Source organism: Fictibacillus solisalsi, from assembly GCF_900103485.1.
In the GTDB taxonomy this organism is placed as follows: Bacteria; Bacillota; Bacilli; order Bacillales; family Fictibacillaceae; genus Fictibacillus_C; species Fictibacillus_C solisalsi.
Map to the genome: position 1 here is coordinate 3,386,122 of NZ_FNHW01000001.1, position 19,795 is coordinate 3,405,916.

Here is a 19,795-nt window from a genome sequence, read left to right on the forward strand (position 1 = left end):
CCACTTGTAGGCCTTCCATCCTGTATGCCTTATCGTTCAAGGAGAATCAGGTTAACTGCAGGTTCTTAAGCGCTTCTTTTCGGCTTAACGGCTGCAGTTCCGTGCGATCTACAAACCGGACAACAAAGTCCCGATTGGTTTTTGCGTATTCCCGCAGTGCCCAGCCAATGGCTTTCCGGATAAAAAACTCCTTGTTCTCTTTTTCCTGCTGGATCACATAGGCAAGAATTTCAGTATCCGTCTCCTGTTTATAGCCAAGCTGGTAAAGAATTGCTGTCCGCTTCAGCCACATGTTCGGAGAATGAATCCATTTCTCTGCTAATTCCTTTTCTCTGTGCTTATAGGTCTGGATGTAGTGCCCCATATGATGCTTCGCGATATGATCCACCGTATCCCACCATGACTTGTTCGTTATGGTTTGCTCCAGTGCTTCCAGATCTTCCTCCCGGATCGTTTTCTTCATCTTGTCCACGAGAAACATGCCCGCATACTGCATTTCCCTTTCTTTGTAGTCCCAGCTTGCTTTTGTAATCTCGGGGATGCTCATTTCCGGCAAGCCGTACGTTTTCACATGATTTTTCATTACGTCTTTTAGAATGGGAGACTTTAAGCCGGCGAAAGGAAATTTGTTTTTCATGTATGCGGCCATTTTTAGAGCGTCTGCCGGGTTTTTGCGGCTTCGAATTTCTTCATGCAGCGTTTCAAGGTATGTCATTGCCATGAGTCATCCTCCTAAGAAAAGCATTTTTTCTAAATTATAACAAATAAAAAAATGCCAGACACCTTCTGTTGGTGTGCCTGGCATAGTGGCGAACTTTATTCCGTTTTTCTTTTTCTTCTGGACATCCATTGGGTGAAATAGTATGCAGCGATCACGAATACGGCCATGATTCCGGTGTACGTAGCAATCACGGACAACGGACTTACGTTTCCGCCAAATTCATGCCCGGGCTCGCCAAAGCCTTCCCCTCCTCTTTGTCCCTCGCCGCCAAAAGCTGGCCGTTCATGCTGGAAGGAGCCTTGTTCAGGTGGTCCTTGGCCCTCACTTTTCTCACTTGTGCCGTTGTTCTGATCATTTTGAACCGGTCTGGTAAACGGTTTGCCACCCTCTCCATCCCTATCCATTCCTTTGCCAGCAGCAAAAGTATTTCCTCCTACCAAGCCGAAGGGGCTGGCTGCCCGTGCCATGAATCCTGTTTCATAGATCTGAAAGAGGCCAAACACCAGGACCACCGCCATCACTCCTTTGGCAGCCCAGTTCATCCAGGACCTCGGTTCCTTAATGGACAACATTTTGTTCCAGACGTTGATGACCCATTTCCAATGCATTCCCACATGGATTCCAACCATGATTAAGGTCAGAAAAGACAAGGAGATGTGAAGCATTTTGAACGAGCCTTCATTTCCTATGTTCACGTTTGGAAATAGTACTCTTGATACAAAAATTCCGCTGGCCATGATCGTTGCCATACAGATGAGCAGCAGTAAATTCAAGCCGAAGCTGAAACGCGTTTTACCCGGAAGCTTTTTATCAAATAGTTTACGTGTTACGTTTTTGATCCACTTCCAATTCAATGCCAGGTGGGTTAAAAAGGCAACCCCGATGGCTGTACCCGCCACTTCATGAAACGTCATGCCGCCAAACACCCTTTTGTTAAACAAAAGCACGAACGCAACTGCCATGATTACATCAATTGCAAACTTTACGTAGTTGATTTTCTTCATCTCTACACCCCTGTACATAGTTTCTGATTTTAATGTAATGGGGTTTCCTTAAGAAAATCTTAATTTTAAAAATCAGTTACTTTCTCATGGCGGCTTCTATATAATCACAAAAACAATATCTTTTCGATGAGGAAGAGAGTACTCTTTTCTGCAGATAATAGAGAGCCAGGGATGGTGGAAGCCTGGCAGAAGCACAAAGAGGAAGCGCACTTCTGAGAAGCATCCTGAACAATAAGTAGGGCATGCCGGAGAAAATCTCCGTTATCCAGCCAAGTGGTTCAATTTGAACAATAAGAGTGGTACCGCGGACTACCCCGCCTCTAATTAGAGGCGGGGTTTTTTTATATTTAAAAAGGGGTTGAAAGTATGGTAAAGCTAAAAAAACAATTTGCAGCACTACTTGCACAGCCTTTGAATGGGGAACTTTCCATCCAGGAGATTGAAACACTTGTGGAAATACCGAGGCACCCTTCACAGGGCGACATTGCATTTCCCTGTTTTGCACTGTCCAAAATAAGAAAGCAGGCACCGCAAACAATTGCGGCAAAACTCGCTTCTGACCTTCGTTCTTCTCTTTTTGAAAAAATCGAAGCTCAGGGTCCATATGTAAATGGTTTTTTCAACAGGGAAGAACTAAGCAAACAGGCTCTTGTGAACATTTTAAATGAGGGAAATTCTTATGGATCGGCAACTGTTGGCAATGGGGAAAGCATCACCATCGACCTTTCATCACCCAACATTGCCAAACCCTTTTCCATGGGCCACCTCCGTTCAACGGTTATCGGGAACGCAATCGGCAACATCGCAGAGAAATGTGGATACCAACCAATACGCATCAACCATATCGGGGACTGGGGGACACAATTCGGTAAACTGATCGCCGCTTATAAACACTGGGGTGATGAGCAAACCGTAATCTCCAACCCGATTAAAGAGCTGTTAAGCCTTTATGTAAGATTTCATAAAGAAGCAGAAACACAGCCAGAACTGGAGAATGAAGCGAGACGCTGGTTTAAAAAACTGGAAGAAAAGGACGAAGAAGCCACTGCCCTGTGGAAATGGTTTCGAGAGGAATCACTGAAAGAATTCTCCAAAATTTATTCACTGTTGGATATTGAGTTTGATACGTTCCATGGTGAAGCCTTCTATAACGATAAGATGGAAAAAACGGTGGAGCTTTTAGTAGAAAGAGGGCTGCTCACTGAATCAGATGGAGCAGAGGTTGTAAGATTGGATGAGCATGATCTTCCTCCATGCCTCATTAAAAAATCCGATGGCGCCACTCTTTATGCCACCCGGGACTTGACGGCCGCTCTCTATCGCCAGAACATGTACCACTTTACCAAAAGCCTGTACATTGTCGGACATGAACAAAGCCTCCATTTTCAACAGATTTTTCTTGTTCTTCAGAAGCTGGGCTGCCCATGGGCAAAGGAAATGGTTCATGTTCCGTTCGGCTTTATATTAAAAGACGGAAAGAAAATGTCGACGAGAAAAGGCAAGATTGTTCTCCTCGAAGAAGTTATCCAGGAAGCCATCACGCTTGCAAAACAAAACATCGAAGCAAGGAACCCGGAACTTTCCGATAAGGAAGAAGTCGCAAAACAGATTGGGGTAGGAGCCGTTATCTTCCATGACTTAAAAAACGAAAGATTGAACAATATCGAGTTTTCTCTCGAAGACATGCTGAAGTTTGAAGGCGAAACGGGGCTGTATGTACAGTATACTCACGCTCGCGCATGTTCTATCCTGAGAAAAGCCAAAAACGTAAACGGATTGGAAAAAGGACTGAACGACGACTATAGCTGGCAGCTGATCAAAACATTGATGAGCTTCCCGGAAGTGATTCAAAAAAGTTTTAACCGATACGAGCCTTCCCAGATCGCCAAATACTTAATGGATGTAGCCCAGGAATTTAATATGTTTTACAGCCATGTGAAAGTGCTTCAGGATGATAATCGCCTGGAAAGCCGTGTATCGCTTATAAAGGCGGTTACCATTGTATTAAAAGAAGGATTACGCCTTCTCGGAATTAAAGCACCACAACAAATGTAATTGGGTCCCTCTTACTGCCGATGTAAGAGGGCTTTTTATGTGAAAAACTGATTCAACCGTTTAAGAATTAAATAGAAAAGGCTTTCAAAAGAGAAAAGTTTAAATTTACTAAATTCTTTTTGAATTTTCCCCTTGATTTCTTCTGTGAGCATGTTATCATCGTATATTGTATTCGACAGTTTGGTCGACAAAAATCGACATGGTATAATATAAATATTCACAATATTCTTATTCGGAGGGTTGTTTGTGTTTAACAACAAGACTCAGTCTTCACATACATTGGTTATTGGCCTTATGTTATTCGCTCTTTTCTTTGGGGCGGGTAATCTTATCTTCCCGGCAATGCTCGGACAAAGCGCCGGAAGCAACGTTTGGATTGCCAACGCTGGCTTCCTCATTACTGGTGTTGGCGTTCCGTTGCTTGGAGTATTTGCTTTCGGAATTTCCGGAAGCAACGACTTACGCGATATGGGAAACCGCGTTCATCCGTGGTTTAGTGCTCTTTATACTTTTGTTCTGTACCTGGCCATTGGTCCCCTGTTTGCTTTGCCGCGTGCAGGCAGTGTTTCATTTGAAATTGGGGTAAAACCGTTTTTGCCGCACAACAGCGGGCATTTGCCACTGCTGATTTTTACCATCGTATTTTTCAGCATCACCTGTTTGCTTTCGCTTAACCCTACAAAGATCGTTGATATTGTAGGTAAGATTTTAACGCCGCTGAAATTGACGTTTATCGGTATTTTGGTCATTGCCGCATTTGTTCATCCAATTGGGCCAATCCAGGCGCCGACCAAGGACTTTGCAACCAATTCCTTCTTCAAAGGGTTTCAAGAAGGCTACTTGACGATGGACACACTCGCTGCCTTTGTTTTTGGCATCATCATCATCAACGCCATTAAAGAAAAAAGAGGCAGTGACAAGAAGATTATCGCTGTAACCTGTGCGAAAGCAGCACTCATTGCAGCTTCCGTTCTCGCAATTGTCTATACCTCCCTTTCCTACATGGGAGCTTCAAGCGTTTCAAAACTTGGCCATTTGAGCAATGGCGGTGAAGTTCTTTCCGCTGTAGCCAACTATTATTTCGGCTCGCTCGGAAATGTATTTTTAGGCTTAATGATTACGGTGGCTTGCCTGACCACAAGTGTGGGTCTGGTGACAGCCTGTTCATCCTATTTCCATAGCATTTTTCCAAAACTATCGTACAAAGCACTCGCGATTTCACTTTCTGTTTTCAGTGCATTGACCGCTAACCTGGGGTTAAATGAGCTAATCGCCATTTCGGTTCCGGTACTGACTGCCATTTATCCGCTGGCGATCATGCTTATCGTTCTAAGCTTCGCACACAACCTGTTCAAAGGACGCAGGCAGGTTTACCAAATCAGCTTGCTGTTTACATTTATTGTTTCTGTATTTGATGGTTTAAATGCAGCCAAGCTTTCCATTCCGGCTGTGAATTCTTTTTTTTCACACGTGCTGCCGCTCTATGATGCAGGACTCGGCTGGGTTGTCCCTGCCATCGCCGGAGCACTCATTGGGTACCTCCTGGGATTGATTTTGGGAGATCAATCGCTACTGAGTGCCGTCCAGCATCGTGACAGGAAGGTTTCTTAACGATTATTAACTTTTTATATCTTTAAACTGATAAAACTCTTTCGTTGCTCATAAGCATCGGAAGAGTTTTTTTACTCCGAAATGAAGTTTAAAAATGAACTGGAATTTATAACAAAGAAAACCCGCCAGCCCACTTTGAGGCGAGTTTTGCTTTGTTATATGCCATATACGCTGACAAAAGGGTTGGCATGCACCTTTTTACTGTCTCCGGTTCACCGCACCGTTCAGATAATCCGAGGTGATAAACGCTCCTACAGGCGGTATCTGGCTTTGGCCTTGTGGTGTTCCGCCTCCCTGGCCCAACGGCGCATTAGTGGAAGCCACCCATGTTCCATACTCACCGGCCATCATGGACGTTTGCTTCATATGCAGCCGTCCGTTAATCAGAAAATGCCGGGTATTGATGGAAGAATCGTCATAAATGGAAAGGTTGCCTGAAAAAGCGGCATACGGTGAATCAAACATAAGATGCCTTGTGTTCTCCGTCCAGTAGCCATGAATGGGAATAGGCATACCCCTGAAATTGATGCTTCCTTCAATTTTTTGATCCATGATCGAATGGATTTCCACCGTTCCCCAGACAAGCGGCCTGCCGCCGACATCTGCACTGATCCCCCATCGGGATGGAACGGGTAATGTGATATTCATTGCTGTCCGCTCCCCTTTTAATATAATTTGAGCCTGCTTACCAGTATATGTAGCCTTCTTAAGAAGGGGTCCGGAAAGGCGTATCCTTCTTTTAGACGCTATAACCCTACTATCAATCGGTTCTTTTATGCTAAATTAGGCAAAACTTGTTTACAGGAAACCAGGACTATTGTACGGTTACATTATCCTAATTTCTTTGCTCAAACTCATGAGCAAGAATTCCTTTGACCAAGGGCTACCCTCCTTTGGTCATTTTTTTTATTATAAAATTTTTAACTTACCTTCTATTTCATACTCTTCTTCCATTTTACTATACATGGATTTGTATTCTCCTTTATACCGATGCATCCGGCTCTGGAACGGGACAAGGTTGCCGATTCCCTTTCAATTTGACCCGTTCATTTACACGTAAATAAAAAAGCCCCTGCCAAGAAAGGGACTCCGATGTGCTATGAAACCTTATGTACAGTCTGAACTCGCCGAAAAACAGTTCTTTTTGCGTGCGGAGAGTTTCTATAATGTGGCGACGAACATTGAAGAACTGGGCAATGAACCGGGATTTATATTCTAACACGAGCCGGAAGCTGCCCTGTCCCCCCTCAGGCAGCTGTCCATAGTTTCCAGGGGTCACGAGCGTCAATGACCATTCGCAATTTACCATTGCCACCCACTCGCCCATTATGATGGCGTATTCTTCAGCCAAAATCGTGGACCTGACAGAGATGGGATGCAAGGGGTGAACTTGGGGGAACCCTGCATTATCAAATGATGAAGCAACTTTTTGATGATCCTCTCCGGATGGTGCATCATGTACTTAAGCCCTGAATCTTACTTACCTGTGATCCTGTCTAGAACGGCTGTATCCAGCAGCTGGCTGCACTGATTTAGATAGGAATGTTCGTCTGCCACTCTTTGGACCAGCTTCTCATGGGTCTTTTTCCGTTCGGAGATCATTCTGCTGACTTCCTTGGGGTTGGTGCCTCCCCGAATCTTTCGCCGCTGCACAAATTCCAGCGGGTTTGTGATTGCCGTCCACTCTTCGCTTGTTAAAGTCACATCAAAGAATGGTTTGATCCACTCGTTTACCGTTTCTGCTGAAACTTCGTACAGCTCTTTACCAGCCGCTGCGCAATGTTTAGAAACCTCACTCGCAAGTTTGTGGGCTTTACGGAAAGGAACCTCCTTGTCCCGGGCCAGCACATCTGAAAGTTCGGTGATTGTAATGAAGGACTGGCCTGCCCGCTCTTTCATTTTTTCCTCATCCACCTCCATCGTTGTGATTACAGCCTTCATGAGCTTAAGGACGCGGGAGGCTTTTTCATAGCTTCTGTACAAGTGAGGCTGCAGGTCATCCTCTGTATCAACGATATCTCCAAACGGCGTATTATGGATCATATGAATGGCGGTCATCGCTTCGGCAGCGGCGGAACTGGCCAACGAGCGGGAGTGCTCGATCGATACCGGATTTCGTTTTTGCGGCATGATGCTTGAAATCTGAACATAGGCATCAGCTACCCGAATGACGCCAAACTCCCGGGTAGCCTGTTGAAGAAAATCCTGAATCCAGCGGCCGGTATCGGTCATGAGGATCATTACAGCAGCCGCCGTCTCCAATAAATAGTCTCCACCTGCAATGGCATCATAGGAGTTTTCAACAATACTCCTGAATCCGAGGAGTTCACGGACCCGGTCCCTGCTGATGGGAAAGCTTGTTGTAGAGAGTGCAGCGGCGCCCATTGGAGAAGCGTTAACCGTGTGATAAGCGGACCAAAGCCGGGAGATGTCCCTGTCCAGGATGTCGTAGATGGCCAGCAAATAATGGCCAAGTGTGGTGGGCTGAGCCGGCTGGGTATGTGTATAGGCGGTCATTACGGTTTCAGTATGTTCTTTCGCCTGTTCCAACAATGCCTCACCAAGCCCGAGTGCATGGTCAATGAGTGTTAAAATATGACGCCTTAACACGAGCCGGTACATCGCTACACCCATATCATTCCGGCTTCTGGCGATGTGAACTTTCCCAGCCAGGTCCGGTCCTATTTCATCGGCAAGCCTGCTTTCCATCATAAAAAACAAGTCTTCAAAAAGAGGATCATAATTCAACTGGCTGCAGTCAATTCCCCTAACTTTTTCCACACCGGCCAGGATCTCCGCTGCTTCCTCTTGATTAACGATATTCTGTTCGGCAAGCATTACTACATGCGCCCTGTGAATGGCAAACATCTCGGTAAACAGGTAATCTCGCTGATCATTGAACACATGCTTTAGTAAATGTTCCGCATACGTTTTCCCCGGAAATGTTCGTCCTTCTTCCTTTATAAATGCTTCCTTAAATTCCATTTTCAGTGTCCTCCTTCTGCATTAGAGGGACCGCTCGGCTTTAATGCCGAAAAACTTGTTCGAAATGAACAACACCAGGCCGATGAGGCTGATTTGAATCATTCCATAGGCGGCCGCCTGCCCCATATTGAACATACGGAGCTGGTTCATAATTTCAATCGAGATCGGACGGTTGCCGAGCGTATACAGCAAAACCGACGTGGGGAATTCGCCGACCGCTTCCACAAAAGCCAGCAGCGTGCCGGCCATCACTCCCGGCATCACAAGTGGAAGCACGACTCTCCTAAACAGATAAAACCACTTGGCCCCAAGGTTACGGGCCGCTTCTTCAAGCGAATCATCCAGCTGTTCGAGTGTAGCGTTAGTGGAGCGGACAACGAGCGGGATATGCCGGATAAAATAGGCAAGCGGCAAAATCCAGAACGTCCCCACCAGGATATGGCCAAACGTAAATACGGAGGATTCATTAAACGCAAGTACGAGATTCATCCCCACCACCGTGGCAGGCAATGCCCACGGAAGCATCACCATAATATCCAGCATATTCTTGCCAACAAACTTTCGTTTCACCAGGACGTATGATGTCAGCACGCCAAACACCAGGTTGCCGAGTGTGGCCAGAAACGCCAGAATCAAACTGTTCCGCACCGGATCCCAGATTTTTGGCTCCGTAAATAAAAATAAATAATTTTCCCCATTAAAGACCGAAGGATAGGTTTGATACGTCCACGTGCCATCCGGGACAAGCGACAGGATCAAGATGGTCATGTGCGGAAGAAGAAGAATGATGACACCCACAACCCCAACCGCAACCATCAATCCTTTTAAAAAGGGATTTTTAATTTCACTGCGGTGAGCTCCGATCCCTTTGGTGGCCATCCTGTAATCTCGCCGGTTCTGGTACCATCTCATAAACAACAGGAATGAGATGGATACGATGGATAAAATGACAGATTGCGTGGCAGCCATGGACAGGTTGCCATTTACTTTTGAAAAATAGATTTGCAGACTGAGCACCCTGAAGCCTCCCGCCAACAGAAAAGGGGCACTGAAAGAAGCCATGGAGGTCATAAACACCAACAGCGATGCTCCCACAATAGCTGGCGTCAAAAGGGGAAGCGTCACCTTTGTGAACACGGTCAGCCGGCCGGCACCAAGATTGTATGCCGCTTCCTCAAGGGACGGATCGATGCTGCGAATTGTACTTGAAACAGTCATGTAAAAGTAAACATACATCGTATAAGCATGAACGATAAGGATGCCGGACACACCGCCGATTTTAAACGGTATATTTGTCAGTCCGAACAAATCTTTAATCGCATTGGGAACAAGCCCCGACTCCCCGTACAAAAACATGAACGCCATCACTCCGACAAGCGATGGAAGCACAATCGGAAGGATAGCAGCGCTTGAGAAGAAGCTCCTGCCCGGAAATTCATATTTGTTAAAAATAAAGGCAAGCGGAACACCGATCAACGCTGAAAAGAAAACACTCAAGAGAGAAATATAGACCGAATTCCACAGCGCCTGCAGGTTGGACCGACTTTCAGATCCGAAGAAATCTGCGTAATTTCCGCCGCTCCATCCTTCCTTGTTTTGAAAGCTTTCGATCAGGGTACGCAGCGATGGATAAAGAACGTATGCCACAAGAACAAGAACGACGGGAATCAAAAGGAGAAGTGTGAAACGATGGTCGCGGTTCTTCATGAAATCCTCCGTCCTTCCTTTGGCTCCATCACACGCGGAACTACGCGCACACGGAATTCAGGAAGCCTTACCCACACCCGGTCGCCAGGCTCGGGCTCCGGGTGTGCCATGGTGTTTAGCACCATCGCCTGCACCACTTTTCCACCGAGTGAGATAAAGAGGTTAAGAGAGGCTCCCGTAAACTGGGCCAGCTCGATGGTTCCCTCATACACGTTTTGCAGATTTACAGGAGGTTCTTCAAACACCTCCACCGCCTCGGGACGGATCGAAACAGACAAGAGCTCTTCTTCAGAAAAAGCAGCCGGCCGCTCTGCCATAAGCTTCTTGCTGTTGTCCTCCACCCAGGAAAACTGCAGTGTACCTCCTTCCCTTCCCTCCAACTGGACCGGAATCAGGTTCGTCTCACCAATAAAAGAGGCCACAAAGTCATTGGCCGGTTCATTGTAAATTTCTTTGGGTGTTCCGATTTGCTGGCATTCCCCCGCATTAAACACAGCGATCCGGTCACTCATCGAGAGTGCCTCGATCTGATCATGTGTAACATAGATGGTGGTGATGCCATAATCGCGCTGCAAACGCAAAATTTCTGTTCTCATCTCATCTCTGAGCCGGGCATCAAGGTTGCTCAGCGGCTCATCGAGCAAAAGGATTTCCGGTTGAATAACCAGAGAGCGGGCGAGGGCCACCCGCTGCTGCTGGCCCCCGCTCAGCTGGCTTACCTGCCGCTTGGTAAAAGCATCCAGTCGGACCTTAGCCAGCGCTTCCTCTACTCTCTTTTTCACCTCGGCCGAAGCCAGCTTCCGGACCTTCAAACCGAATGCCACGTTTTCAAAAACGGTCATATGCGGAAACAGGGCATAATTTTGAAAAACCATACCCGTATTGCGCTTTTCCGGTGCGACTTTCGTCATCTCCCGGTCCCCGAAGAATATGGAACCCGTCGTAGGATAATAAAACCCCGCAATCATCCGGAGTGTCGTCGTTTTTCCGCAGCCGCTTGGACCAAGAAAGGTAAAGAATTCCCCTTTTTGAATGTCCAGACTGAGTTCTTTTACTGCCTGAACGGTTTTAAATGACTTTGTGATGCTTTTCAGCGTTACGGATGACATGTCCAGCTCCCCCTCTCCTCAAAAACTACTCTTTTTGTTCTTTTTCTTTACTTTTTATGTTGTTATCCCAATATTCCATCCACCCGTTGGACTTGCTTTCAAAGACTTTCCAGTCGATGTCCATCGGCTTGATTTTTGTGTCTTCGATCCATTTAGGCAGGTTATCAATGTCGGTACGGGTCGGAATGCGGTAGTGCTTCTCGGCCAGAATTTTGTTGGCTTCTTTGGAGTTTACAAACTCATAGAACGCCTTTGCCGCTTTTGGATGTTTGGCATTTTTCACAAGAGCGATTCCTTCGGTCAGTACAGGCGTGCCGCTTTCGGGAATGACAAAGTCAAACGGATAATTTTTTTCTTCCTTCAGCATGACAACGTCCGGCATATCCCAAACCGATACGGCACCCTCCCCTTTGGCCACTTTGCTGTACATGATTTCAGGGTTGGCGGAATACTCTTTTGTGTTGGCATCAAGCTTCTGCAGCCACTCATAGCCTTTTTGGGGATCCTTTGAATCTTTGTAATCACGGTAAATCATCGCAGAAAAAATGGTATTCATCGTTCCGGATGCGAGAGGATAGCGAATAATGATTTTATCCTTCCATTGCGGATCCAAGAGGTCATCCCAGTCCTTTGGCGCCTCGTCCTTGGACAGCTTCTTGCTGTTGTACATGATTACCTCGGGCGTTTGGCTCGTTCCGCTCCATGCCCAGTCCTTGTCATGAAACTCCTCGTTCAATGCCTTTGCATAAGTTGGCTTATACGGCTCGAGCAGTCCCTCCCCCTTCGCCTGGTTAAACATGACAGAAGGAGCGCCCCACCAAACATCGGCCTGTGGGTTTTTCTTTTCCGAACGAACACGGTCGAGCACTTCCTGAGATCCGATATCGAGCCATTCCACATCGACATCCGGATTTTTCTCTTCAAACTTTTTTTCAAATTCCTGCAGAATATCCTTGCCGTGCGGTGAATAGATGACAACCTTTTCTTCCAGGTTGCTCTTGCTTTTATCCCCGCTCGCTTTATCTGTCTGGCTGCCTGCCATGCATCCGCTTAAGAGCAGCGATAAACTGAGAACAGCACCTGCTGTACAGGATAGTGCTTTTTTTCCGGCCATTACGGTTCACTCCTTCAAAAATAATTAGGGAAAACAGGAGAGGCACCGCTCTCCTGCTTTTAGTTCCTTACTGCTCTTTGGAATAGTCAATTAAATTCGTAAAGATCCGGTATCCGCCCGGTACATTGTTTTGAATTTGGCGATACCATACAAGATTGGTATACAGATAGCTTCCTTTTCCATAGTCCGCCATCAAAATGCCGCCGGTAAACGGCTTCTCGCCGGGGTCCGCCATGCTGACAAACGTCTCAAAATGGTCGTCCCAATCACTTGTGTAATAGAGGCCCCGCTCTTGCACCCAATGATCCCAGTCGCTGTCGGTGATCTTGTTTGGCGTATTAAATAAAGGATGTTCCGGCTTTGTCACCGTTACCTTTGCATTCTCATCCGTCACCCTCCAGCGGATGGACGGGCTGCCGATCACGAGCTTGTACGGAGCTGATTTTTCAGCCTCCCACTTGTCTTCCGGCTTGTGGTATTGAACCACCAGATGACCGCCGTTTTTCACAAAATCAAGCAGCTTGCTGTTATTTTGAAGTAAATCCTCTCTCGATAGGTATGCCCTTATGCCGACCACAATCGTGTCAAATTGGGAAAGGTCCGCAGATTCCAGCTTGCCTTTTTCAAGGGAGACGACGTTCATTCCTACCGCACGCAGCTTATCGGACACGCTGTCAAATCCGCTTTCCACATAGCCGATTTTTTTGCCAGCATCAAAGTGCAACGGAAAAGCGGTTGCTTTCGTTCCCGCATCGTATAAATAATAGAAGGTTCCAATATGAGGATACGAGATATCCTGAACCGATGTGCTCAACTGTTTCCCGTTGACCCTGACTTCCGGCTTGAGGGTGTAATCATCCTCTTTTACCGAATGAGGAAGGTCTACAGTAAACGTGGCATTTTGGACTTCGCCTTTCTTCTGGAAGGTGATCTCCTGATCATTGTTGGTCACGTTCCAGCCTTCCGGGGCATTAAGATGCAGCACCGCTGTTTCTTTTCCGGCGGTGTTATTTTTCGCTTCCACCTTCACCTGGATGGAATCTTTAAGATCTGCGGTATTGACCACCAGGCTCTCCGGATCATTTTTGACTGATACATCCGGCAAGACTGCTGCTGTCTGTTCAGGTTCATACGTTTTTTGAGCGGTTGTGCCATGAACCTTATAGCTAATACTCGCCGAGATGACAGAAGGATCATACGGCTGATAATAAGATGCATTCTTCGCAACCTTGATGCCATACGTGAATTTTTGCGATTGGCCGCGCTTCAGTTTCGTTTTTGGTACATGCCCCACCTGTTTCCAGCCAGTTGGCAAGTGAAGGGCTGGCATCACATGTTTGAGCGTTTGTTTTCCGTTATTTTGTACAGTGACGGTGACTCTCGCAGAGCCGCCCTGAACAAGTACAGGCTGGTTGAGATCCACACGCACATCAATCTTGGAAGCTTCTGCAGCTAAATCCATAAGCTGTTTTTCTTTCCTATCGAGACGGAAAAGCAAATCACTCTTTGTCTCTGTTGGCAGCGAGCTGTTTTTTACAAGCTTCTCCAGCTTTTCGGTCTGTTTGATGGCTGGATATACATCCTCGGCAATCGCCGCTCTGTTCGGATATTCCTCAATCATTCCCTCGAACTCTTCCTGCAGCTTTACCAGATTCTTCTTCACACGCTTATCATTGACCGTGCCGGCATACTCTTTAAAATCATAAGGAATCTGATCAAACAGGGTTTGTTCTTTTCCCGGTGTCCCCACTCTGGATTTCTCGAGCTTTAAATTGATGGTTCTTGGTGCAGCTGGAATGTCCTGGCCCATCCCCTGGCTTTTGTGAAGAAAACGGGATTCTTCCCCAATTTGCGGATAGGTTTTGCCATATACGTCATCCATCATGCCGATTTCAAAGGAAGTGGTCGCATTTTTCTGGTCGGAAGGCAAATAAAGCTTCTTGATGGCCCATGGCTTGAGCCCTTCTTTCAGCTGCTCCGGAAACACACTGGGATCTGCAGCATCCTGATAAGCCTTGACCGTCAGATAATTCATTGTTCTGTGGTGGCCGTGCTCCGTATCCACATCCAAAAACGAAGGCATGACAATATCCGGACGGTATGTACGAATCATGCGGATGACCCGTTCATAGGCGGTTTGTTCTCCCCATTTCGCCAGCGTTTCTTCTTTTGATTTGGAGAATCCAAAGTCGTAAATCTCATCGCTCGGTTTGCGGCTGAGGTGGTAAACCGTTACCCCTGTCACTTTTGAGGCTTCAATCAGTTCTCTTGAACGAATGATGCCGAGCGCATTTCCGAGCTCGTTACCGATTTCATTCTGTCCCCCTTCTCCCCGGTTCGCGATCAGGCTCGCAGTCCTTACCCCTTTTCCACGGGATAAGTAGGCAAGCAGGTCGCTTCGCTCATCGTCCGGGTGGGCACCTGTATTGAGGAAACTGATGATGGTATCAAGAGGTTTTAACGCACTCCATAGATCTTTGGGCTTTTCACTTGCTTTTTGTTCCTGTGCACTTGCAGGTACCATCAGGGCAGAGGTCAGCAGGACAGACATTATAACTGCCATGAAACGTTTCATGAATCCATCTCCTTTTTACAGCTCTTTAAGTACACTTTCCGTTTCCCTAAGCACAAGCGATACAGCACCGACAACCCCGAGGTTTTCTCCCAAAGCTGTGGGAAGCACCGGGGCCGATACCGAAGCAAAATCTTGGATCGTCTTCTGGATCCTGGGCAAAAACCAATCTGCACTTCTTGAAATGCCACCTCCTAAAAGAACAACTTCAGGATTTATAATTGAAATCATGTTGGCAACAGCAAATCCAATATGATCAATTACCTCGTCAATGACCCTTACCGCCGCCTGGTCTCCATCCTTTGCCTTTTGAAAAACATCTTTTGCGGAAAAGTTATTTGGAAAGAGCGGCTCTGGCTGGCCTTTCATTTCCTGCTTCATGCTCTGAACGATTCCGGCTCCCCCCACATATTGTTCTAAAAAGCCGTATCCCTCATGTGGTGGCGGAAGGTCTGCACTTCTCGCTTTAGCCATATCCGTAACCATATAGCCGATTTCGCCTGCAGCCCATGTAGCTCCTCGGTATAGCTGGCCATTGATCAGCATGCCGCACCCCACTCCAGTACCAATGGAAATGAGCACTACATGTTTCATCCCTTTGGCGGCACCCAGCCATTGTTCGCCAAGGACAGCCACATTCACATCGTTATCCACCATGACCGGCCAGGGAAATAAAGCCTCTGCCTCTTTTTTTAACGGGTACTGGCTCCAGCTCAAACTAGGAGCATCAATTACTACTCCTCTATCTGCATCCGTCATCCCGGGCGCGCCAATGCCCATTCCCAGGATGTCATCAGGCTTGAGGGCAGCGTTTTTCAAAAGCTTGTCTACATTTTGTTTCAATGCTTTCAAAAGTGTTTTCTTTTGGGTTTGCGTAGGAAATTCATCGACGGCAAGCGGTTGACCAATGAGATCACAGATGCCTGTCCTTACCTTCGTGCCCCCCATATCGATTCCGATGACGTGAGCTGCCCTGGAATTGAACACAAGCTGGATGGGCTTCCGCCCGCCGGCCAGGCCTGCACTTCCCGGTCCGACTTCTTTCAGCCAGTTTTCCTGAAGAAGTTCCTCCACAAGGGCAGAAACAGTCGGTTTGGACAGATGAAGCTGATCTGCGACCTCAGAGCGGGAGATCGGCCCATTTTCTTTTACACAGCGGAGAACATTTCGTTTGTTCTTTTCCTTCATTATGGCGATCCCGCCCTTGTGATTGGATTTCATCACTTCTCTCCTTTTATTTGGTTTTCTTTTTATAAATGGGATGATGCCTCTTGATGTGGAAGTAAAAGGGGATAAAAAAAATGGTTAGTTAGTAAAGATGCCTAACTTAGCGTTTATTGTAAGAGACGTATTCTGAAAATTCAATCATACGGACCCCGTTTTACCAAAATGAGGAAATGGTCGTGGGTGTTCAGAAGGGGGATATAGATATGAAGCGGGGTGGCATAGGAAGTTGGAACCAAGGTGGGTGATGGGCGGAACTTGCAGATTTAGCTGCGGTTCGAAAAAAATAGTTGCCTATCACATCATTTTCCTAAAGACCAACAAAAAAAAGAGAAGACATCCCCTGCCTTCTCTCTTCTCTTTCAATATGATTAAACTCTTTTCGGAGCCAGTTCAACTGCCTGGCGAAGCGCCTCGGTCATGCTTTTTTCATCCGCAATACCTTTTCCGGCGATATCAAAGGCCGTTCCATGATCCACGCTCGTACGGATGATTGGAAGCCCAACAGTGATGTTGACGCCCGCATCGAGTCCAAGCACTTTTACCGGTCCGTGTCCCTGATCATGGTACATGGCCACGACGATATCGAAGTCACCTCGAACGGTGCGGAAAAACAAGGTGTCAGCAGGAAGCGGGCCGACGGCTTTAATGCCTTCTTCCTGTGCTTTTCGTACTCCGGGGATTACTTTTTCCTCTTCTTCTCCATAGCCAAACAGTCCATTTTCCCCCGCATGCGGGTTAATGCCGCAAACCGCGATTCTTGGTGTTTCAATTCCCGACTTTTTCAATGTATCATGAGCCAGTTTGATGACACGATACACTCGTTCAGGATTGATCATCTTCACCGCATCCAGGATACCAACGTGAGTGGTCACATGGATGACTTTTAAGTTCGGTGCAGAAAGCATCATGGAGAATTCGTCAGTGTTGGTCAATTCGGCAAGGATTTCGGTGTGGCCAGGATACTTGTGGCCGCCTTTATGCAATGCCTCTTTATTAAGAGGTGCGGTACAGATGGCATCGATTCTCTTTTGGTTGGCAAGATCGATGGCTTTGCTTAAATATTCGAACGCCGCATGTCCTGCGATGGAGGAAACTTCTCCTACCGGCAAATCTCCAGGGATAAGATTGAGATCAAGGCAGTAGACAGTCCCAAACTGAAAATCAGGGTTATCCAGTTCTTCCTCTGTGATCGTTTGGACGGCAAGCTCGCTGTTCACATAGCCTTTTGCACGTTCCAGTATTTTTGCATCACCGATAACAAACGGTGCACAAAGATCATAAATTTCCTCGTGAGCGAGACTTTTTAAGATAATTTCCGGTCCAACCCCCGCTGCGTCTCCCATCGTGATTCCGACAATACTTTTATGATTTTGACTCATATTCCAGCACCTCTCCTGTCATGTATTTCAATGCGTGCACCAAAGACTGTTCATTTCCAAATCCGCCAGCCTTGGTGACCGCCCAATATTCACTGTTTTCGTTGCTTAATTTGCCGATCGGCAATCCTGCCTCTATTTCGGAGCGGAGCTCCATCCTGTCCATGCCGAGCTCTGAGCATACCGCCTTGGCTGTATCTCCTCCAGTTAGGACCAGTCCCTGTATAGCAGGGAACTCATTTAAAAGGCTTCGGGCAATCCGGCCAAGCTCTCTTGAAATGGCTTCACCAATCTGATTCTTGTCCATGTTCAGCTGAACACTGAGTTCTTCTGCCGCTTTTCTATTCTCCTCGCAGCTGTCCACATAAAGGAGTAAATGCTTTTGTTGCTTCTTTTGCTTGACCTCATCCACAATCGTCTGCACATCATATGTTTTTTGGATAAGGTCGGCAGGATCCATTTCGATCCTTCCAATGTCATTCATTTCTTTTACCCTGGAAAGCTGGGTTTTTGTTGTCCCCGACAGGCTGGCAGAAACGGTCAGGGTTTGCGCGATTTCCCTTGCTTCTTCATTCGCTTCTTTTGGAGGTTTCAGGCCAAGCGCATCCGGGAGGTATTCAATCAATCCTGCTGATCCCGCCCATAGCGTCTTTTTTTGGAAGGAAGCAAAGACAGCTGCTGTTTTCTTTAGATGCTCTTCGGTTTTTGCATCACAGACAAACCATGTTTTCTCTTCATCCAGCGCTTGAGCGACAGCTGCTTTGACCTCAGCAAACGGTCGGGATAACAACTGTGTATCGACCGTTTGAACCTGACCAGTGGCATGCCCCTGAAGGAGCGTGGGAATATGGCTCTCGGTCACTGGCGTTTTTGGGTCTCTCCCAAACTCCGTTTTTTCCACCGGCTGTCCGCCAACAAACAGAGTGCCGTTGATCGTCTGCCTTTTGAGCTTCGGGAAGGCCGGGGAAATCACCACTATTTCCGGCCTGTAGCCGTCACTTACGGCTTTCAGCTCGGATCCAATATTCCCCCTGAGGGTAGAATCCATTTTTTTATATACATGAACATCCTCCCTGTTTTCAAGAAAGGAAACTGCCTGCCGTGCGCGGTCATATGCTGTTTTTTCCTGTATCGCCCGGCTGTCCGTATCATAAATCACCACATCAGCCGGATCTTCTTCTCCCCGGGAGGCATCAAACCAAACGTTGGACCGAAAGCCCTGTTTTGACAATTGCACACCAGAATCATTTGCGCCCGTGAGATCATCCGCCAGTATAAATAATTGCATGTAAGAAAACCCCTTTTTAAAAACTTTTTAATCGTTAATGTGAGACGTTGACTTCTCGCCGGGTGTTTTTCTTTTGTGTGCGTTTAGCCAGCCATGCGGTCAGGATTGGCGTAAGAATAGCGGTTACAACAACCGCTGCAGTCACCTGCAGTGTCGCAACAGCCGCAACCTCTTTATATCCTGTAAATACGGCAGCCACTGCCAATGGCACCGCAGAAGCGTTGCCGGCTGTAGATGCAGCTGCTACCCCTGCTACCCCATCGCCGCCGGTAATACGGTCTGCTAAGAAAAGAACAATGCCTGTGATAAGAACAACACCCAATCCAAGGATAATTCCGGATGCTCCGGCCTGGACCACCTTGGTTAAATCAATACCCGCACCAAGTGCAAGGGAAAACAGTGGAATAATTACATCTGAAGCCTTGCTTAAGAATGTACGCATGTCTTCGTCCAGATTTCCAAGGATCATACCGAGAATCAACGGAAGGATGGCAAAGACAAATGCCAATAACGGGAAGCTGGCGAGACCCGCCACCCCAAGAATCAACATCGTAAAAAATGGTCCTGACTCCAATGACATAATGGAATAGGCTGCGACGTCTTCATTTTTCTTGCCGAGCTGGCCCATTAATGCCATGTACAATCCACCATTTGTATCCGAGAAAGCGGCTACAATCGCAAGCGCGGAAAGTCCTAGAAATAAATGATTCTGATCAGGAGCGAGAGCTTTGATCAGCAACGCCACTATAAGAGCGGTTCCAATTTTACCAACCCATAGGGATACTCCCTTTTTCAATATATAGCCAGTTGCCTCAAATCGAATGGTTGAACCGAGACACACATAAAACGCTGCCAATAACGCCGAAGTTCCTGTTAATAATCCACCCGTAAAGGAGCTTTTGAATTCCGGCAAATCAAACAGTTCCGGGAAAAATGTTTTTATTAATGCACCAATAAGCAATGGAATCAACATCATGCCGCCGGGAATGCGTTCAATCGTTTGTTTAATCTTCATGTTGTAACCCC

The 19,795-nt window shown here is 46.9% G+C and carries 14 protein-coding genes and 1 other annotated feature; of the genes, 2 read left to right on the forward strand and 12 right to left on the reverse strand.

From position 1 onward, the window contains the following. Positions 1-46: 46 nt before the first annotated feature. Together BLT53_RS16960 and BLT53_RS16965 are read right to left on the reverse strand one after the other, a co-directional pair. Complete coding sequence (locus BLT53_RS16960; RefSeq protein ID WP_090236472.1) at positions 47-721, reverse strand: DNA alkylation repair protein; 675 nt, start codon at positions 719-721, stop codon at positions 47-49. 95 nt (positions 722-816) lie between these two features. Beyond that, a complete protein-coding gene (locus BLT53_RS16965; protein ID WP_170834380.1) occupies positions 817-1,725 on the reverse strand; it encodes a DUF4405 domain-containing protein in 909 nt (302 codons plus the stop codon). A gap of 117 nt (positions 1,726-1,842) precedes the next feature. Further along, positions 1,843-2,050: a binding site (T-box leader), on the forward strand. A 41-nt stretch (positions 2,051-2,091) separates the two neighbouring features. Between BLT53_RS16965 and argS the strand changes: the two genes are divergently transcribed. After that, positions 2,092-3,780 (forward strand): arginine--tRNA ligase, encoded by a 1,689-nt coding sequence (gene argS, locus BLT53_RS16970; protein ID WP_090236474.1) that lies wholly within the window; start codon positions 2,092-2,094, stop codon positions 3,778-3,780. Positions 3,781-4,026: 246 nt separating this feature from the next. Beyond that, a complete protein-coding gene (gene brnQ / locus BLT53_RS16975; RefSeq protein WP_280138812.1) occupies positions 4,027-5,391 on the forward strand; it encodes a branched-chain amino acid transport system II carrier protein in 1,365 nt (454 codons plus the stop codon). 198 nt (positions 5,392-5,589) lie between these two features. On the opposite strand, the gene BLT53_RS16980 is transcribed toward brnQ, so the two are convergent. The 10 genes from BLT53_RS16980 to BLT53_RS17030 all read right to left on the reverse strand — a co-directional run bounded on the left by BLT53_RS16980 (position 5,590) and on the right by BLT53_RS17030 (position 19,784). Further along, positions 5,590-6,039, reverse strand: coding sequence for a hypothetical protein (locus BLT53_RS16980; protein WP_090236476.1), 450 nt, complete (start codon positions 6,037-6,039; stop codon positions 5,590-5,592). 828 nt (positions 6,040-6,867) lie between these two features. Then, a complete protein-coding gene (argH, locus tag BLT53_RS16990; RefSeq protein WP_090236477.1) occupies positions 6,868-8,376 on the reverse strand; it encodes an argininosuccinate lyase in 1,509 nt (502 codons plus the stop codon). Between the two features lie 21 nt (positions 8,377-8,397). Beyond that, positions 8,398-10,083, reverse strand: coding sequence for an ABC transporter permease (locus BLT53_RS16995; protein WP_090236479.1), 1,686 nt, complete (start codon positions 10,081-10,083; stop codon positions 8,398-8,400). Next, positions 10,080-11,192, reverse strand: coding sequence for an ABC transporter ATP-binding protein (locus tag BLT53_RS17000; protein ID WP_090236480.1), 1,113 nt, complete (start codon positions 11,190-11,192; stop codon positions 10,080-10,082). The genes BLT53_RS16995 and BLT53_RS17000 overlap by 4 nt, the downstream gene beginning before the upstream one ends. Positions 11,193-11,217: 25 nt before the next feature. Further along, positions 11,218-12,306 carry an extracellular solute-binding protein gene (locus BLT53_RS17005; RefSeq protein WP_090236481.1) on the reverse strand — a complete coding sequence of 363 codons (1,089 nt, stop codon included), beginning with the start codon at positions 12,304-12,306 and terminating at the stop codon, positions 11,218-11,220. Positions 12,307-12,373: 67 nt separating this feature from the next. Then, positions 12,374-14,881 (reverse strand): PIG-L family deacetylase, encoded by a 2,508-nt coding sequence (locus tag BLT53_RS17010; protein ID WP_090236483.1) that lies wholly within the window; start codon positions 14,879-14,881, stop codon positions 12,374-12,376. 15 nt (positions 14,882-14,896) lie between these two features. Beyond that, positions 14,897-16,099 (reverse strand): ROK family transcriptional regulator, encoded by a 1,203-nt coding sequence (locus BLT53_RS17015; RefSeq protein WP_090236484.1) that lies wholly within the window; start codon positions 16,097-16,099, stop codon positions 14,897-14,899. Between the two features lie 374 nt (positions 16,100-16,473). Continuing rightward, a complete protein-coding gene (pdxA, locus tag BLT53_RS17020; RefSeq protein ID WP_090236486.1) occupies positions 16,474-17,484 on the reverse strand; it encodes a 4-hydroxythreonine-4-phosphate dehydrogenase PdxA in 1,011 nt (336 codons plus the stop codon). Continuing rightward, positions 17,468-18,769 carry a four-carbon acid sugar kinase family protein gene (locus BLT53_RS17025; RefSeq protein ID WP_090236487.1) on the reverse strand — a complete coding sequence of 434 codons (1,302 nt, stop codon included), beginning with the start codon at positions 18,767-18,769 and terminating at the stop codon, positions 17,468-17,470. Before BLT53_RS17025 ends, pdxA begins: the two co-directional genes overlap by 17 nt. A 34-nt stretch (positions 18,770-18,803) precedes the next feature. Beyond that, a complete protein-coding gene (locus tag BLT53_RS17030; RefSeq protein WP_090236489.1) occupies positions 18,804-19,784 on the reverse strand; it encodes a 2-keto-3-deoxygluconate permease in 981 nt (326 codons plus the stop codon). Positions 19,785-19,795 lie beyond the last annotated feature (11 nt).

Excerpts from the sequence above, each read along its gene's own strand:
- BLT53_RS16960 (WP_090236472.1), bottom strand. The coding sequence starts at position 721 with ATGGCAATGACATACCTTGAAACGCTGCATGAAGAAATTCGAAGCCGC.
- BLT53_RS16965 (WP_170834380.1), bottom strand. The coding sequence starts at position 1,725 with ATGAAGAAAATCAACTACGTAAAGTTTGCAATTGATGTAATCATGGCA.
- argS (WP_090236474.1), top strand. The coding sequence starts at position 2,092 with ATGGTAAAGCTAAAAAAACAATTTGCAGCACTACTTGCACAGCCTTTG.
- BLT53_RS16980 (WP_090236476.1), bottom strand. The coding sequence starts at position 6,039 with ATGAATATCACATTACCCGTTCCATCCCGATGGGGGATCAGTGCAGAT.
- argH (WP_090236477.1), bottom strand. The coding sequence starts at position 8,376 with ATGGAATTTAAGGAAGCATTTATAAAGGAAGAAGGACGAACATTTCCG.
- BLT53_RS16995 (WP_090236479.1), bottom strand. The coding sequence starts at position 10,083 with ATGAAGAACCGCGACCATCGTTTCACACTTCTCCTTTTGATTCCCGTC.
- BLT53_RS17000 (WP_090236480.1), bottom strand. The coding sequence starts at position 11,192 with ATGTCATCCGTAACGCTGAAAAGCATCACAAAGTCATTTAAAACCGTT.
- BLT53_RS17005 (WP_090236481.1), bottom strand. The coding sequence starts at position 12,306 with ATGGCCGGAAAAAAAGCACTATCCTGTACAGCAGGTGCTGTTCTCAGT.
- BLT53_RS17010 (WP_090236483.1), bottom strand. The coding sequence starts at position 14,881 with ATGAAACGTTTCATGGCAGTTATAATGTCTGTCCTGCTGACCTCTGCC.
- BLT53_RS17015 (WP_090236484.1), bottom strand. The coding sequence starts at position 16,099 with ATGAAATCCAATCACAAGGGCGGGATCGCCATAATGAAGGAAAAGAAC.
- pdxA (WP_090236486.1), bottom strand. The coding sequence starts at position 17,484 with ATGAGTCAAAATCATAAAAGTATTGTCGGAATCACGATGGGAGACGCA.
- BLT53_RS17025 (WP_090236487.1), bottom strand. The coding sequence starts at position 18,769 with ATGCAATTATTTATACTGGCGGATGATCTCACGGGCGCAAATGATTCT.
- BLT53_RS17030 (WP_090236489.1), bottom strand. The coding sequence starts at position 19,784 with ATGAAGATTAAACAAACGATTGAACGCATTCCCGGCGGCATGATGTTG.